Annotated in this window: 15 protein-coding genes; 1 reads left to right on the top strand and 14 read right to left on the bottom strand. The window is 46.2% G+C overall.

Annotated elements, in window-relative coordinates; all coding sequences use genetic code 11:
• Positions 1-10 precede the first annotated feature (10 nt).
• From LC040_03755 to LC040_03740, 4 genes are read right to left on the bottom strand one after another with little or no spacing between them, the layout of a single operon-like run.
• Complete coding sequence (locus tag LC040_03755) at positions 11-532, bottom strand: tail fiber protein (protein WLR52039.1); 522 nt, start codon at positions 530-532, stop codon at positions 11-13.
• Between the two features lie 15 nt (positions 533-547).
• Positions 548-1,048: a tail fiber protein gene (locus LC040_03750; protein ID WLR52038.1), complete on the bottom strand. Its 501-nt coding sequence runs from the start codon at positions 1,046-1,048 to the stop codon at positions 548-550.
• A 14-nt stretch (positions 1,049-1,062) separates the two neighbouring features.
• Positions 1,063-1,578, bottom strand: a complete 516-nt coding sequence (locus LC040_03745; protein WLR52037.1) for a tail fiber protein — start codon at positions 1,576-1,578, stop codon at positions 1,063-1,065.
• Positions 1,579-1,593: 15 nt separating this feature from the next.
• Entirely contained in the window at positions 1,594-2,070 is a 477-nt protein-coding gene (locus LC040_03740) for an N-acetyltransferase (GenBank protein WLR52036.1), read from the bottom strand.
• A 320-nt stretch (positions 2,071-2,390) separates the two neighbouring features.
• Between LC040_03740 and LC040_03735 the strand changes: the two genes are divergently transcribed.
• Positions 2,391-3,203, top strand: a complete 813-nt coding sequence (locus LC040_03735; GenBank protein ID WLR52035.1) for a phytoene/squalene synthase family protein — start codon at positions 2,391-2,393, stop codon at positions 3,201-3,203.
• Between the two features lie 54 nt (positions 3,204-3,257).
• Here LC040_03735 and LC040_03730 read toward each other — a convergent pair whose 3' ends face one another.
• The 10 genes from LC040_03730 to LC040_03685 form a co-directional block, all read right to left on the bottom strand.
• On the bottom strand, positions 3,258-4,577 hold the full coding sequence (locus LC040_03730) for a (Fe-S)-binding protein (protein ID WLR52034.1): 1,320 nt from the start codon (positions 4,575-4,577) through the stop codon (positions 3,258-3,260).
• The gene (locus LC040_03725) at positions 4,570-5,976 is read right to left on the bottom strand and encodes an FAD-linked oxidase C-terminal domain-containing protein (protein WLR52033.1); all 1,407 of its coding nucleotides are present in this window, start codon (positions 5,974-5,976) and stop codon (positions 4,570-4,572) included. The genes LC040_03730 and LC040_03725 overlap by 8 nt, the downstream gene beginning before the upstream one ends.
• A 191-nt stretch (positions 5,977-6,167) precedes the next feature.
• A complete protein-coding gene (locus LC040_03720; protein WLR52032.1) occupies positions 6,168-6,506 on the bottom strand; it encodes a DUF3870 domain-containing protein in 339 nt (112 codons plus the stop codon).
• A gap of 508 nt (positions 6,507-7,014) precedes the next feature.
• Entirely contained in the window at positions 7,015-8,229 is a 1,215-nt protein-coding gene (locus LC040_03715; protein ID WLR52031.1) for an acyl-CoA dehydrogenase family protein, read from the bottom strand.
• A gap of 12 nt (positions 8,230-8,241) precedes the next feature.
• Entirely contained in the window at positions 8,242-9,429 is a 1,188-nt protein-coding gene (locus LC040_03710; protein ID WLR52030.1) for a CaiB/BaiF CoA-transferase family protein, read from the bottom strand.
• Between the two features lie 132 nt (positions 9,430-9,561).
• Complete coding sequence (locus LC040_03705) at positions 9,562-11,037, bottom strand: aldehyde dehydrogenase family protein (GenBank protein WLR52029.1); 1,476 nt, start codon at positions 11,035-11,037, stop codon at positions 9,562-9,564.
• Positions 11,034-12,341 (bottom strand): 4-aminobutyrate--2-oxoglutarate transaminase, encoded by a 1,308-nt coding sequence (gene gabT / locus LC040_03700; protein ID WLR53181.1) that lies wholly within the window; start codon positions 12,339-12,341, stop codon positions 11,034-11,036. The genes LC040_03705 and gabT overlap by 4 nt, the downstream gene beginning before the upstream one ends.
• Positions 12,342-12,633: 292 nt before the next feature.
• Positions 12,634-13,416, bottom strand: a complete 783-nt coding sequence (locus tag LC040_03695; protein ID WLR52028.1) for an ABC transporter permease — start codon at positions 13,414-13,416, stop codon at positions 12,634-12,636.
• A complete protein-coding gene (locus LC040_03690; GenBank protein WLR52027.1) occupies positions 13,337-14,326 on the bottom strand; it encodes an ABC transporter permease in 990 nt (329 codons plus the stop codon). The genes LC040_03695 and LC040_03690 overlap by 80 nt, the downstream gene beginning before the upstream one ends.
• 33 nt (positions 14,327-14,359) lie before the next feature.
• Entirely contained in the window at positions 14,360-15,433 is a 1,074-nt protein-coding gene (locus LC040_03685; protein ID WLR52026.1) for an ABC transporter substrate-binding protein, read from the bottom strand.
• Positions 15,434-15,438 lie beyond the last annotated feature (5 nt).

Below are 15,438 nucleotides of genomic sequence, written 5' to 3'. Positions count from 1 at the left end.
GAATGGTCTGTTATGGACGAATTGGATAATCCCCATCTAGCGCAATAATAAAGTTTAATCCTAAATAAGGTTGCATATTATTATGTGATTGGTTACCACCACTCGGTTGCAAAGCTTGCGGATTCATTGTTGTATTCGCGGAAGCTGTATAAATAGGTTTACTTCCTTTCCCGCTTGGCACACTTGCCCAAATATTATTAATTGGAGTGGCATCGGAAGCAACGCTCTTACAATTCGGCAAATGATTATGATTCGGCATCTCACTTTCAATCAATGTAACTGTGGTCGTTCCACCCTCCTCACCAATTACCCTCGGCGTTAACCCTGATCCTGTTCCTGAATGCATCGGGGCTCTTCCACGTAAATCAGGCAAGGCAAAGTTCGTTATGCCATCTCCACCGTAAGCAGTTCCTATAATTGAAAATAACGCTGTATTTTGCGAAATACTCATCAGCTGCCCGTTGCAAAATGCCCAATCTCTTGGTGCAAAATTTCCTGCAAATGGCCGAATTTCTCCGATAAATTGGTCCATCCCTTCACCTCCTTTCTAACTGCGTGATGGAAATATTCCTTTTAATGCGATACAAAAATTCGCAACGTTATACGGTTGCATATTTGAATGAGCCTGTGAGCTCCCAGCAGAAGCAAGTGCATTCGTACTCATTAACTGATCTGCTTGTGATGCATAGTTAGCGATAGTTGGATTAATTGCCCACACATGGCCTTCTGCACTCGTTTGATCAGCATTACTTGAACTAGCCTGTGCCATATGCGTATGAGCTGGCATTTCATTCACAGTAAGTGTATGGGTTTCTTCTCCTGCCTTCTCCCCAAGAGTAATGCCATTCCCAAAGTGAACTGGCGCACGCCCACGTAAGTCAGGTAAGGCAAAGGTTGTCGTTCCGTTCCCGCCGTAGGTTGTTCCTAAGAGTGCGTATAGCGCTTGATTTTCACTAATCTGTAATATGGTTCCATCACAAAACGCCCAGTCTTTCGGTGCAAACGGAAAGCTAAAGCAACGGATTTCTCCAAGAAATGGTTCTGCCATTATCTCACCCCCTTTTAGCTGCGTTGTGGGTAAATCCCTGTTAACGCGATAATGTAGCTGATTGTTAAAGAAGGCATCATATTTTCATGTGCCTGATTTCCGCCAACATCTGTAATTGCTTCTTGACTCATTGTTCCATCCGGAGTTTGATCGGAATATTGATTAATACCACTTCCTGACCAAACTGCATTTGTCGGATCATTTGAAGTACCAGCTTGAGAGGAAGCTGCAACTCTATGCGTATGACTAGGCAAATGTTGCTCTATTAACGTAACAGTCTCAGTTCCACCCTTCTGGCCAAGGTTGTACGTTGTCCCTGTGAGTGGATTTGTTCCTTGATGAAGCGGAATACGTCCACGATAATCAGGAAGGGCAAAAGTCGTTCTGCCATCACCGCCATATATTCCACCAATTAATGAGTACAGCGCTTCATTTTGTGAGATAGGTAGGATTTGCCCATCGCAAAACGCCCACCCTTGAGGAGCATAATTCCCGCTAAACATTCGGATTTCTCCAATATATTGTTCCATTTGTCTTCACCTCCTTTAAAGCTGACGCCATTCCATCTGTATATACATCTCATCTGCATGAACGTGTTGAAATCCTAATCGCTCATAAAGCCTTATCGCTCGGTCATTGTTTCGAGCCACACTTAACTGAACACTTCTTTTACAAGCCTTTGCCTCCGTTAAAACCTCTTCAAGTATATGCGTACCTATCCCAATATTCTGAAATTCAGGCAATAACGTAAGGTCTACAATATTTATTCTTTCTTCTGAATTTGCGATAAGAAGCCGGCCTGCTTTTTCATTCTGAAATAAAATGATTCTCGTATTTAAGTCAGGGTAATACATATGATAGGAGTGTTGCTGGCATTGAAACTGCATTTGTAGGAAGTGTTGCATTTCCTGGTGAGTCCACCCCCAACCTTTCACCTCATTCAGACGTGAACTCGCATATACATCAAATAGAAAGTCCCCATCTACTTCTTCATCAGCGCAACTTGTATCAACCATACTCATCCTCTCCAGCTCCCCTTTCTTTTCACCCCTCATGTCACATTTTCTTTAATTCCAATATATCGTAACCATATTAAAAAAATCTTAAAAATTTGTTTAAATTATCCCTTCTTTGGCTAAATTGACCTCAAAAGTACTGTTTTTATTACGATTTTTTTCCTTTACTTGCTCGTAAGATTTTATTTCCCGCCCATCCATTGCTATAATAAGCATAAGAGAGACGAGCCGTTATCAACGCAAACGGACGACAAACGTTGGATAAATTAGAAAATGCGTAGTAACATTGATCTAGTGATTTTTACAGGTGAAAGGGGATACGGACTTTGGTGAAAAAAATAGAGACAAGCGATGCATGGCGAGTGTTAGAAGAAACGAGCCGAACCTTTGTGATCCCAATTCGCCGCTTACAGGGTGATTTACAAACAGCGGTGATGGCATCTTACCTTTGCATGAGAGCAATTGATGAAATCGAAGATCATCCTGAGCTTGAACCGGGACTGAAAATCAATCTGCTTCAGCGTGTCGCAGATGGGATACAGGAAAATAAATCCTTTTCAAAGCTATTTGCACCATATGCTGATCGCTTGCCTGAGGTGACGCTGTTATTGGATGAATGGCTAAAATTATTGCCGGCAGCTGTTCTGTCGAAAGTAGGCGCCTTCGTTTCCGAAATGGCCTCAGGGATGGCAAAGTGGACGGAGAAAAATTGGAAGATCGAAACCGTGGACGACCTTGATGATTACACGTATTATGTAGCTGGACTTGTCGGTGTGATGCTTTCTGAGCTTTGGATTTGGTATGACGGAACGAAAACGAAGAAAGACTTAGCGATCGCATTTGGACGAGGCCTACAGCTTGTTAACATTTTGCGCAATAAGCAGGAGGATGAAGAACGCGGTGTGTCGTTCTATCCAAATCAATGGGGAAAACCAGAATTAACTACCTATGCGCTCACACAGCTGCGCAAAGCGGAAGAATATATTAAAAGCATTAAAACAAAGTCCATTCGCGAGTTCTGTGAAATTCCACTGCTGTTAGCGTTCGCGACGATTAACACAATGGAAGCTCAAAAGGAAAAGCTAAGCCGGGAAGAAGTCCTAGGTGTCGTCGATTCGGTGATTGCAAAGAATGCTTAAACAAAAAGAAAGCTGCCTCTCTCCAATTGCTTGGTGAAAGGCAGCTTTTTTGATTTAAGTTGTCTGTTGTATTCGTTCTTTCGATTCAGGCCCTGCTTCCATTAACAAGTCCACTAAATGTACAGCACGAACGCGGTCCTGTAAGCCTTCGCGCTCAATGCCTAGCTTCATTTGCAGCAGACAGCCTGGGTTTGTTGTGACAATGGTGGCTGCGTTCGTTTGCTTGGCGTCGTCCATTTTGAGATCAAGTATTTTCATTGATTCATCGTAATTCACGATGTTATAGATACCAGCTGAGCCGCAGCACCGGTCTGGACTGTCCATTGGTTTATAACGCACGCCTGGAATCGACTTAATCAGCCTAAGCGGTTCTTCCGTTACCTTTTGCACGTTAATCATATGACAGGAGGATTGATAGGTGACCTGCTCATCCAATTCGCGGGTGAAAGTGAGTCCGTTCAGCTCACTTAGCACAACGCTAATGTCTTTTGACTTTGCGGTAAAGCGTTTTGCCCGCTCGCTCCATTCTGGATCACCTTCAAACAGCAAGTGATATTCATTCAGCATCGCCCCACAGCCGCCTGCGTTATTAACGATATAGTCGACATCTGCTTCTTCAAATGCTTGAATATTCTGCTTTGCCATTTCTTTCGTTTCATCCACTTTTCCCGCATGCGCATGGAGAGCCCCGCAGCACGTTTGCTTTTTCGGAATAATGATTTCTGCTCCTGAACGGCGCAGCAATTCGATTGTGTTGCGGTTTGTTCGATGGAATACAGCATCCATCACACAGCCGAGCACGACACCAACCTTTGCTTTCTTCTGCCCGCTCGCTGGATAATGATGCTGCATCGTTTTCCGCTGCTTTGGTGATGGAAGGTCAGGCAGCACCGTCTCGAACTTATCAAGGTTCAGCGGCGCAAGCTTCATCACACCTGTCTTTTGCAGCACCTTCTGCAAACCAGACTTCTGATAAAACCAGCTTGCATTTCCAATCGTATTCATCCATTTTCGTGAAGGGAACATTTCTTTGAAAATCATTCGCTCTGTTCCTTTTTGAACGGGACTCTTTGCGTCATGTTCTTCAAGCACTTCCTTTGCCCCTTCAAGAATTTGCCCGTACTCGACACCTGTTGGACAAACGGTTTCGCACGCACGGCAGCCAAGGCATAAGTCAATCGGCTCGCGAATTTTTTCAACATCGACCTTTCCTTCCGCCGCCATCTTCACAAGATTAATCCGGCCGCGTGGTGAATGGGTTTCCTTCTGCATTGTTTCATACGTTGGACAGGCAGGAAGGCAGTAGCCGCACTGCACGCAGTCAAATGTTTTATGATAGTTGATCTTCTCCTGCAGTTCCTTCAAATCAGTCATCCGTTAACACCAGCTTTGCTCCAGGTTCTGGGAAGATCTTTCCCGGGTTCATGATGTTGTTCGGGTCCCACGCTTGCTTAATCGCTTTCATTAAACCGAGCGCTGTCCCGCCCAATTCCATTTCCATAAACGGGGCTTTCATCGTACCGATCCCGTGCTCGCCTGACAGTGTGCCACCAAGCTCAACAGCCGCTTCAAAAATTTCGGCCACTGCCAATTCAACTCGCTTCATCTCTTCCCGATCTCGTTTGTCACATATAATATTCGGATGCAAATTTCCATCGCCCGCATGACCGAACACGACAAGATGTACATCGTACTTTTTACGAATCTCCTGCAGACGCGCAAACATATCAGGAATTTTACTGCGCGGGACGGTCGCATCCTCAGACACTTTCGTCGGTTTTATTTTGACAATCGCAGGTGAGACAAGCTTGCGTGCCTTCCATAAGTCTGCCGCTTCTTCTGCTGATGCGGCGACTTTTATACTTCTTGCACCGAGCTCACTGCAAATGGCCTCCACCTTGTCCATTTCCTCAGCAATCGCTAACGGATGGCCGTCCAATTCAATTAACAGAATGGCCTCCGCATCAGTCGGTAAGCCCATCGGCTGATAGTCCTCCACTGCAATGGTTGAAAGCTGGTCCATTATTTCCATCTTCGCAGGCAGAATGCCAGATGTAAGGACCTTTGAAATCGCCCGCCCTGAATCAATGAGATCATCAAAGACAACGAGCGCTGTTTTCGTTGCGACAGGCTTTGGGATAAGCTTCAATGTTGCTTGTGTGATTACACCAAGTGTCCCTTCTGAACCGACGATCAGCTTTGTTAAATCATAACCTGTCACATTCTTAATCGTCCGCCCGCCTGTTTGGATAACCTCCCCTTGAGGCGTCACCACTTCAAGGCCGATGACATAATCCTTCGTCACCCCGTATTTCAAGCCGCGCGGACCGCCTGAATTCTCCGCTAAGTTCCCTGCAATCGTCGACACATGCGAGCTGCTCGGGTCAGGCGGATACATTAATCCAAACTTCTGCGCTTCATCATTTATCTGTTTCGTCAACACACCAGGCGAAACAACCGCTACCATATCATCAGCATGAATATCGATCGTTGCCCGCCACTGTGACACATCTAATACAATCCCGCCATTTACCGGAAGCGGACCACCGCTTAAGCATGTTCCCTGCCCGCGCGGATAGATCGGAATTTGCTCATTATTCGCAAATTTCACAACACGAACCGTCTCCTCGGTCGACAGCACCTGCACAACCGCATCAGGCAGCCACGTGCCAAAAGACGCATCAAAGCTATAGCTCCAGCAATCCGCCTCCTCCGTCAGCACCCGGGAAGGCTCGATGATTTCTGAGAGCTTCTTCGTCCATTCCTTCGCCATAACCGCTTCCCCCTATTATTTTCTTTTATATATTCTTCCACCATATCAAGTGCTTTCGTATTAATCAATGGTTCAATATCCACCTTTTCCCGCAAGAAAAAGATGGACTTTCATACTGAATACGACGCATCAATGACAAAAAAAGACCGACCACACAAGCTTTAACACTTGCGTCATCGGTCCCTTCACTTCTATTTCACCTCTGCTATTCCTTCTTGTTTCATTTGCTGAAACTGAAAATGCAGGTCTTTTAATGCGGCAATAATTGCATTCGTTGCTTTTCCGCGATAATAATGCTGAATATATTTCGTTGCTTCTTCTATGCCGTCCTTCAGGCTGATTCCTTTTAGAAGACGGCCAATATATTCCCGTCCATGAAGTGTCGCAAGCGTACAAGACGCATCAATAATCACGCCATATTTACAATCAATTTCCGCTGTTACAGTCAATGTTTCAAACATACTCTTCGCCGCCATCCCCTGCGGCAGCCTCGCATGCCCTGCAATAAAAATCGTCTTTTGATAGCACATCGCTAATCTCCCCCTAGTTGACAAATTTTTACGATCATTCTTATAATTCAGCAAAATAACCAAAAACCCTTTTTTTTATTCGAAAAGCGGAGAAAGGCGTTTAGGCTGTCCGATTGCTGGAACCTTTACACAGAGAAAGCCGCTCTTTGCTTTCGGCGTGGAAAGGTGAAGCAACTCGCGCAGCCTGCCTTTCGCAGCTAGACATCTTCGAAAAGCGGAGGCGGGCCGCTTAGAAATATTGTTTGCTGGAGCCTTCATGCATAGAGGCTCTTTGCCTCGGCGCAGGAAGGTGAAGCAACACAAATTTCTGCCCGCCGCAGCTGGACATCAAAGGAACGCTGGCTAAGAGCGTCACGTCCTGTGACAACGCCTGCACTAGCACATCCTGTGCGTCGAAAGCGGAGACGGTTTGCCCAGGGGCGACAAGCATAAGGCAGAATCTACACCTCCCCATAAACCAAAGAAAGAGGCTGACATGTTCGTCAACCTCTTTCCATTTTCACTTCGTTTAATTTACAGGGACTTCTGCTTGCTCGTATGGCCATTTTGGCAGCATTTTTGATAGCGCCTTATCATTGCGGTAGCCTAATGCGTATTCTGCCTGCATAATGGTATGGATTTCGCGTGTTCCTTCGTAAATGACCGGTGCTTTCGCATTACGGTAGTAGCGCTCGACTGGGTATTCATTCGAGAAGCCGTATGCACCGTGAACTTGAACTGCATCATCAGCGGCTTTAAGCGCCATATCGCACGCCTGCCATTTTGCAAGGGATGTTTCACGTGTGTTGCGTAAGCCTTCGTTTTTCATCCAGCCGGCACGGTAGACAAGCAGGCGCGACATTTGCAGGCTTGCTTCCATGTTGGCGATCATTTGCTGGACAAGCTGATGCTTACCGATTTCTTTTCCGAACGTACTGCGCTCATGGCAGTAATCTAAGCTTGCTTCAAGGCTTGCCAGAATCGTTCCACACGCACCTGCTGCTACGGTGAAGCGCCCGTTATCAAGTGCTGACATCGCAATTTTGAACCCTTCGCCTTCTTCGCCAAGCAAGTTTTCTTTCGGCACCCGCATGTTATCGAAGAACAGCTCGCCTGTGTTTCCAGCACGGATACCAAGCTTGCCTTTAATTGCTTTTGATGAGAAGCCTTCCATATCACGCTCCACGATAAAGGCTGAAATGCCGTGGTGCTTTTTCGATTTGTCCGTATAAGCAAACACGATAAAGTTATCCGCTACATCACAAAGCGAAATCCACGTTTTCGACCCATTTAAAATGTAGTCGTCCCCATCCTTTGTCGCTGTTGTCTGTAGTGCCGCAACGTCTGAGCCTGCGTTTGGCTCAGTTAAGCCGAATGCACCGATCTTTTCCCCTTTTGCTTGTGGCACTAAATATTTTTGCTTCTGTTCTTCATTTGCCCATTGCAGCAATGTCATTGAATTCAGCCCGATATGAACGGAAACCGCTGTACGGAAAGCCGTATCTCCACGCTCTAGCTCCTCGCAGACAATCGCTAAGGAATTGTAATCCATGCCGCTTCCGCCGTATGCTTCTGGAATACAAACGCCCATTAAGTCCAGCTCTGCCATCCGCTTCATGACACTCGGCTCGAAGTGACCTTTCTCATCCCACTCCTTAATATTTGGCATAATCTCCTTATCTACGAAACTGCGCACCATTTTACGAAGCATTTCTTGTTCTTCACTGAATGAAAAATTCATCATTTTCTTTTCCCCCTAAATAATATTATTTTCAAATAATGCATGAACATCTTCTTCTGAATACCCAAGCTCTGTTAGCACTTCCTGTGTATGTTCGCCTGCAAGCGGCGGGTGGCGCCTTACTTGAACAGGTGTTTTCGATAGTTTAAGTGGACTTCCAACGAGCTGTACCTCCCCAACAGCAGGGTGATCAACTGTGTAAACCATCTGCCTTGCTTCAACTTGCGGGTCGGCAAACAGCTCCTCCATATTTTGAATCGGGCCGGCTGGTATGCCTGCTTCATTTAAGTCCAGCAGCCATTCACGGGCTGAGCGCTTTTTCATCTCAACACCTAGCATCTCAACAAGCTCCTCGCGATAGCTAAGGCGTGAAGTATTTGTTGCAAAGCGTTCATCTGAAGCTAAATGCTCCACCTTCAGCACCTTACACAGCTTACGGAACTGCCCGTCATTGCCGACTGCGACAACCATTTGGCCATCCTTAGTCGGAAACGGCTGATACGGCACAATGTTTGGATGTTGATTTCCAAGCAAGCCTGGCACGGACTTTGAAATCAAATAGTTGCTTGCCACGTTGGCGAGCGCACTAATCTGTGAGTCATAGAGCGAAATATCGACGCTTTGCCCTTCTCCGGAAACATTCCGTTCCTGCAGGGCAGCAAGAATCCCAATCGTTGCGTTCAAGCCTGTAATAATATCTGAAATGGCAACACCTACTTTCATTGGGCCTGATTCTTCGCTTCCTGTAATACTCATCAGCCCTGCCATCGCTTGAATAATAAAATCATAGCCTGGCAGATGACTGTAAGGACCATTGCGACCAAACCCTGTAATCGAACAATGGATAATCCGTGGGTTTAATTCCTTCATCTCCTCATAGGAAAGCCCCCATTTCGCCATCGTGCCGTTTTTAAAGTTTTCAATAACAACGTCCGCATCTGCAAGAAGCTTCTTCAAAACCGCAATGCCCTGCTCACTTTTTAAGTTAAGTGTTATCGCCCGTTTGTTTCGGTTTGTGCACAAGTAATACGCACTTTCGCTTCCTTTAAAGGGAGGACCCCAGTAGCGGGTGTCGTCACTGCCGCCCGGCGCTTCGACCTTAATAATCTCTGCCCCTAAATCGCCCAGTGTCATCGTACAATACGGGCCTGCAAGTACGCGGCTTAAGTCAACGACTTTAATTCCTTCAAGCGCACCACTCATTCCTGCCACCTCTCTTTCTCGTAAAATAAAAAGCCAGCACAATTCAACCGCACAAACAGGCAGTGAATGGCGCTGGCTCTGGAATTCCGTTCAATCCTGGCTTTGAATTGAGGGAAACTCGTAACAGCAAACTTATTTCGTTGGTGTTATGGCAATCGTTTTATAGGTTGTAAAAAACTCGACTGCGGCTTGCCCTTGTTCACGCGTTCCTGAGCTTGAAGCCTTCAGTCCGCCAAACGGCGCCTGTGGTTCCGCACCGCCTGTTTCACCATTTACTTGCACCATGCCTGCTTCACTGTTTTGAACGAAATCGAGACATGTGGCGATGTCCCGTGTAAACAGCGAGGCACTTAATCCATAAATGGTATCGTTTGCATATCGCAGTGCTTCCTCATAAGAGTCAACGACCATCATGCAAAGCACTGGGCCGAAGATTTCTTCCTTCGCAATCTTCATATCATGGGTCACATTGTCAAAGACAGCCGGCTCCACATAGTAGCCGTTCGCAAACTCGCCTTCTGTGAGCGCGTTCCCTCCATATAAGAGTGTGGCACCTTCTTCTTTTCCACTTTCAATATAGGAAAGAACCGTTTCATACTGGCTTTTCGAAGCAAGCGGCCCCATTGTAACGTCCTCATTCAGTCCGTTTCCGACAATCGTTTGTTTCACATATTTTAAGACATTTTCTTTGAACTGCTCATAGACAGGACGCTCGACATACACCCGGCTTGTCGCTGTGCACCGCTGTCCCGTTTGTTTCATTGCCCCGTCAACCGTTAAGCGAGCTGCCAAGTCAAGGTCTGCATCACGTAAAACAATCACAGGGTTCTTACCGCCAAGCTCAAGCTGATACTTGATGCCTCGCTCCACCGCCTTACTGGCAATATGCTTGCCGACAGCGTTCGAACCCGTAAATGTAAGTGCATCAATGCCGGACTGCTCGACAATCGCATCACCGATAACGGACCCTTTTCCGGTTATAAAATTCAAAACACCTGCAGGGAGTCCTGCTTGCTCAAACACTTCTACAAGCTTTGCGGCTGTGACGCCTGTTTCAGTTGCCGGCTTAAATACAACCGTATTACCGTAAATCAATGCCGGTGCAATCTTCCAAATTGGAATCGCAACTGGAAAGTTCCACGGTGAAATGACACCGACAACACCGACAGGCACACGCAATGAATAGAAGAGATTATCCTTATTCGCTGATGGGAGCACCTCACCGATTTTTCGCATACCTTCCTGCGCGTAATAACGAAGGATTGCGGCACCGCGAAGCACTTCACCCTTTGTCTCGACAAGGCGCTTCCCCATTTCACGCGTTGCGAGCGAAGCGATTTCATCAGCCCGCTCTTCCATCAGATCAGCCGCTTTGCGAAGAATATCGCCTCTTGCGACCGGTGACATCCGACGCCATTCAGGCAGTGCTTGACGTGCTGCTTCTCCAGCGGCTTCAATATCCTCTTGCCGTGAAGCTTGAATCGTGCCGACAACTTCATCCTTATTCATCGGGCTTGTAATCGTAATCGTCTCATCTGATTGCGCTGAAACCCATTTACCTGCAATATAGTTCAGCACGGTTTCAGTTGTGACTGCCGCTTGTGTCATGCCTTCACCCCCAGCACGTGTTGAAAGGCTCGCTCAAGAATTGCCATCCCTGCTGAAAATTCCTCATCACTGATGACAACCGGCGGCAGGAAGCGAAGGACGTTGCCGTAAAACCCTGCGCTCAATGCGAATAAGCCATTTTGCCAGCAGTATGTAACGATTGCGGCTGTTTCTTCTTTTGCCGGCTCTTTTGTTGTGCGGTCTTTGACAAGCTCCATTGCACACATCGCGCCAAGTCCACGTACATCACCAACCATGTCATAGCGTTCTTGCAAGTCTCGAAAAGCGTTCATCATCTTCACGCCGAGCTCCCTGCTCCGCTGAACAAGATTTTCCTCTTCAATCACTTCCAGCACCGCAAGACTTGCGGCACATGCGATTGGACTGCCTGCAAATGTTCCGCCAAGCTGGCCGATATCAGGCGCATCCATCACTTCCGCTCTTCCAGTTACAGCACTTAACGGCATACCTGCAGCCAATGATTTCGACATCGTCATCAAATCAGGCGCAACGTCAAAGTGATTCATCGCAAACAATTCACCTGTACGGCAGAAGCCTGTTTGAATTTCATCAGCAATCATAAGTAAATTGTGCTTATCACAGACCGCTCGCACACCCTGCACGAAACGTTTCGACGGAACGACGAACCCGCCTTCACCTTGAACAGGCTCTAAAATAATCGCACCGACTTCATCCGTATCCGCTTCTGAAATGAAGAACCGCTCCAATGCTTGCAGCAAATAGTCATCATATTGTTCAGCTGTCATCTGTTCAGGTCCACGGTAGTAATCCGGATATGGCAGCTTATATGTCGCATTTGCGAACGGGCCAAATCCATGCTTATATGGCTTTACCTTACTTGTTAAGGACATTGTTAATAACGTTCGACCGTGATAGCCCCGCTCAAACGAAATCACACCGGGCTTTCCGCTATATTTTCTAGCAATCTTAACAGCATTCTCAACTGCTTCAGCCCCGCTATTTACAAACATCGTCTTCTTCTCAAAATGACCAGGCGTAAGCTGATTCAATTTTTCCGCAAGCTCAATATAGGATTCATACGGCGCAACATGAAAGCACGTATGAACGGATTGCGCTGCTTGGTCTTGAATCGCCTGCACCACTTTCGGATGACAGTGACCGATGTTTTGGATGCCAATCCCGCCGGCAAAATCAATATATTGATTGCCGTCTACATCTGTGACAGTTGCTCCGCTTGCTGATTTCACGTAAACGCTTGTAATGTTATACGGCGCTTTCGGAACGGCTGCCATTCTTCTCGCATGAATACTCTCTGACCGCATTCCTGGTCTTGTTTGCACGATCTCACTCAACGCAAACCCTCCTTTTAAAATAAAAAAGGCCAGTTATATCAAAGGTGCTGATATAACTGGCCGCTTCTACTGATAGACTCCTTGGTGGAGGAGTGAAATAGAATACTCAGTTTACATGGTTTCATTCATTTTGTTGTTATGTTCCTTCGTCATTCAGTGGCTGAGGAAGAGGTGGTCTTCCTTCAATGAATGTAATGTAAGTATATTTTATAGATGAGCTTCACGTCAATAATTTTCAGAAAATTTTCGATATTTTGCTGTTTTACCCTGCCCGCTGCTTTGTTTTCTCGCCCATGTGCGTAATGAAAGCTTGGACAAGGAACAGCACAATCGTTGCCACAATCAATATGGACGACACGGCCGCAATGGTCGGGTCCACTTGTGTGCGCATATTTTCCCACATGACAACCGGCAGTGTTTTCGTGCGCGGCCCAGCGACAAAGATGCTGACAACGACTTCATCTAATGACGTAATAAAAGCAAATAATGCACCAGCAAGAACAGCTGGACGAATGAGCGGGAGCGTTACTTTAAAGAACACCCCGACTGGATTTGAACCGAGACTTAAGGCGGCCAGCTCTAAGTTCCGGTCAAGCCCTTTCAGCTTCGCTGTTACAGTGACGATAACAATTGGAATCGCAATAATCGAATGCGCGAGCACAAGCGCCGTCAGCGTATTCGTCATTTGGTAGACAGAAAAGGAATGATACATCGCAATCCCGACAACAACTAACGGAATAATCATCGGCGCAATCATGAGATTCAAGAACAGCTGCTTCCCTGGAAAGTTCAACCGGTCAACAGCTAACGAGGCCATCGTACCGATAATGGTCGAAATAATCGCTGTAAACAGTGCTACCACGGCACTGCGGATAAATCCATTTGTCCACTGTTCATTAGCAAGAAACTGCTCATACCATTTCAATGAATAGCCCGGTGGCGGGAATTCAAATGCAACAGCCGAACTAAATGAAAGCGGTATAATAATTAAAATCGGCAGAATCAACAGCACTAAAATAATGCCAACCGTAATGCGGAGCCACATTTATTTCCCTCCCCTTTCCGAGCGGTGAAAGCTTTGAGGCCCAATAGGCCAGTCCAAGCAGCAGTAAGGTTGTGACCAAAAGCAATAAGGACAACGCAGACGCCATATGCCAGTTCAAGCTCATTTGGATGTTTTCTTGAATCAGCTTCGCAATAACCATATTTGTCTGCCCGCCGAGAATGGCCGGTGTAATAAAGTAGCCTAGTCCAAGCACAAATACAATAAGCGAGCCTGACATCACACCAGGCAATGACAGCGGCAGAAAGACTTGTACAAATGACTTCCACGGTCGCGCCCCGAGCCCTTGAGCAGCCTGCATCAGCCTGTAATCAATACTTTCCATAACCGAATACAAGCTCAGCACCATATACGGAAGCAAGATATGCGTCATCCCGACGACAACGCCTGGTGTATTGTACAGGAGCTGAAGCGGCTCATCGATAATTCCAATGCCGATCAGAAGCTTATTCAGCACCCCATACTCCTGCAGGATCACCTGCCAGCTGAACGTTCTCGCTAACAAGCTAATCCAAAGCGTTACAAGCACTGTTCCTAGAATGATCTGCTTCCAAAACTTCGACTCAATGATACACGTTAAATAGGCAATCGGATAACCAATTAACAGTGCGAAAAGCGTTACAAGACCAGCGATTTTAAGCGTAATCCACAGCACCTTCATATATAATGGACTCATAAAAATCTGCTTCACATATTCCATGGTGAACATGCCTGCATCATTAACTACACTTAATTTCAACACGCTAAAAATCGAGAAATATAACAAAAAGATTACGTAACAGAGCGGAATAATCAGCAATAACCATTTTAAGCCTGGTATGTGGACAAGTTGATTTTTTTGAAGAGGAGGTACTCGCGTGAGTACCGGAGCCTCCGTCTTCACCTTCGCCATAAGATACCTCCTTCTTCTCCTTTCAAATCATTTCTACTCTAACAGCCATGCGTTAAAACGCTCATTCACTTCTTCAAAGTTTTCCGCCCAATATTTCGTATCAATCGGCACTTGTGATGCTAACTGTTCCTCTGTTTGACCGAGGCGTTCTTTCACATCTTCAGGAAGCAGTTCAAGCGCTTGCTGATTTGTTGGTGCGTAATCGATTAGCTTCGAGTATTCTGCTTGTTGTTCTGCCTGCATCGCAAATGCGATAAATTCTTGTGCAAGCTCTTTGTTCGGTGCGCCTTTTGGAATAATCCAAGACGTTGACATCATCAATGCTTCACCAAATTCATTGGCAACATTTGACCCTTCTTCTTGCGCTGCAGAAATACGGCCATTCCATGCTGCAGATGCAACAACTTCTTTCGTTGCAAGTAATTGCGGCGGCTGTGCTCCAGCATCCCACCATGTTTTAATATCACCTTTCACCTTATCAAGACTCTTCAGTGCACGCTCAACATCAAGTGGATATAATTCATCAGGCTTCACACCATCAGCTAATAATGCAGACTCAAGCGTTCCCATCGGGCTGCGGTATAATGAACGGGCGCCAGGGAACTTATCTGTATCCCAGAACTCTGCCCATGTCTTCGGCTGTGTTCCTTCAGCAAATGCTTCTGTGTTATACGCGATATTTGTAAAATAAAGCTGCAAACCAATTGTATGGTCTGTTACAAGATGCGGGTAAACATTTGTATTATCAATGACGTCATAATCAAGCGGCTCAAGCATTCCTTCATTTTCAAGACGAAGCGCCACATCTGTATCATGGTTCACAACATCCCATTCAACATTTCCGCTTTGAACCATCGACATTAGTTTTCCTGTATCTGTCGGCGATACGACAATGACATTCACATCGTTTGCTTTCTCAAATGGCTCATAGATTGCTTTTTGAGCCGCTTCAGAAGAAGCACCGCCCCAATCGACAACAACTAATTCTTTCGGCGCTGGAGCTGCACTGTCTCCATCACCTTCATTTGACGCTTTGTTTCCACCACAAGCAGCTAAAATCATTACAACAGCAACCATCATCAACCATAATGACATCTTTTTATTCATATACA

The organism is Bacillus tianshenii (assembly GCA_020524525.2).
Taxonomy (GTDB): Bacteria; Bacillota; Bacilli; order Bacillales; family Bacillaceae_N; genus Bacillus_AV.
Note: the sequence above shows the minus strand (reverse complement) of the source record. Positions and strands in the feature narration are given on the sequence as shown.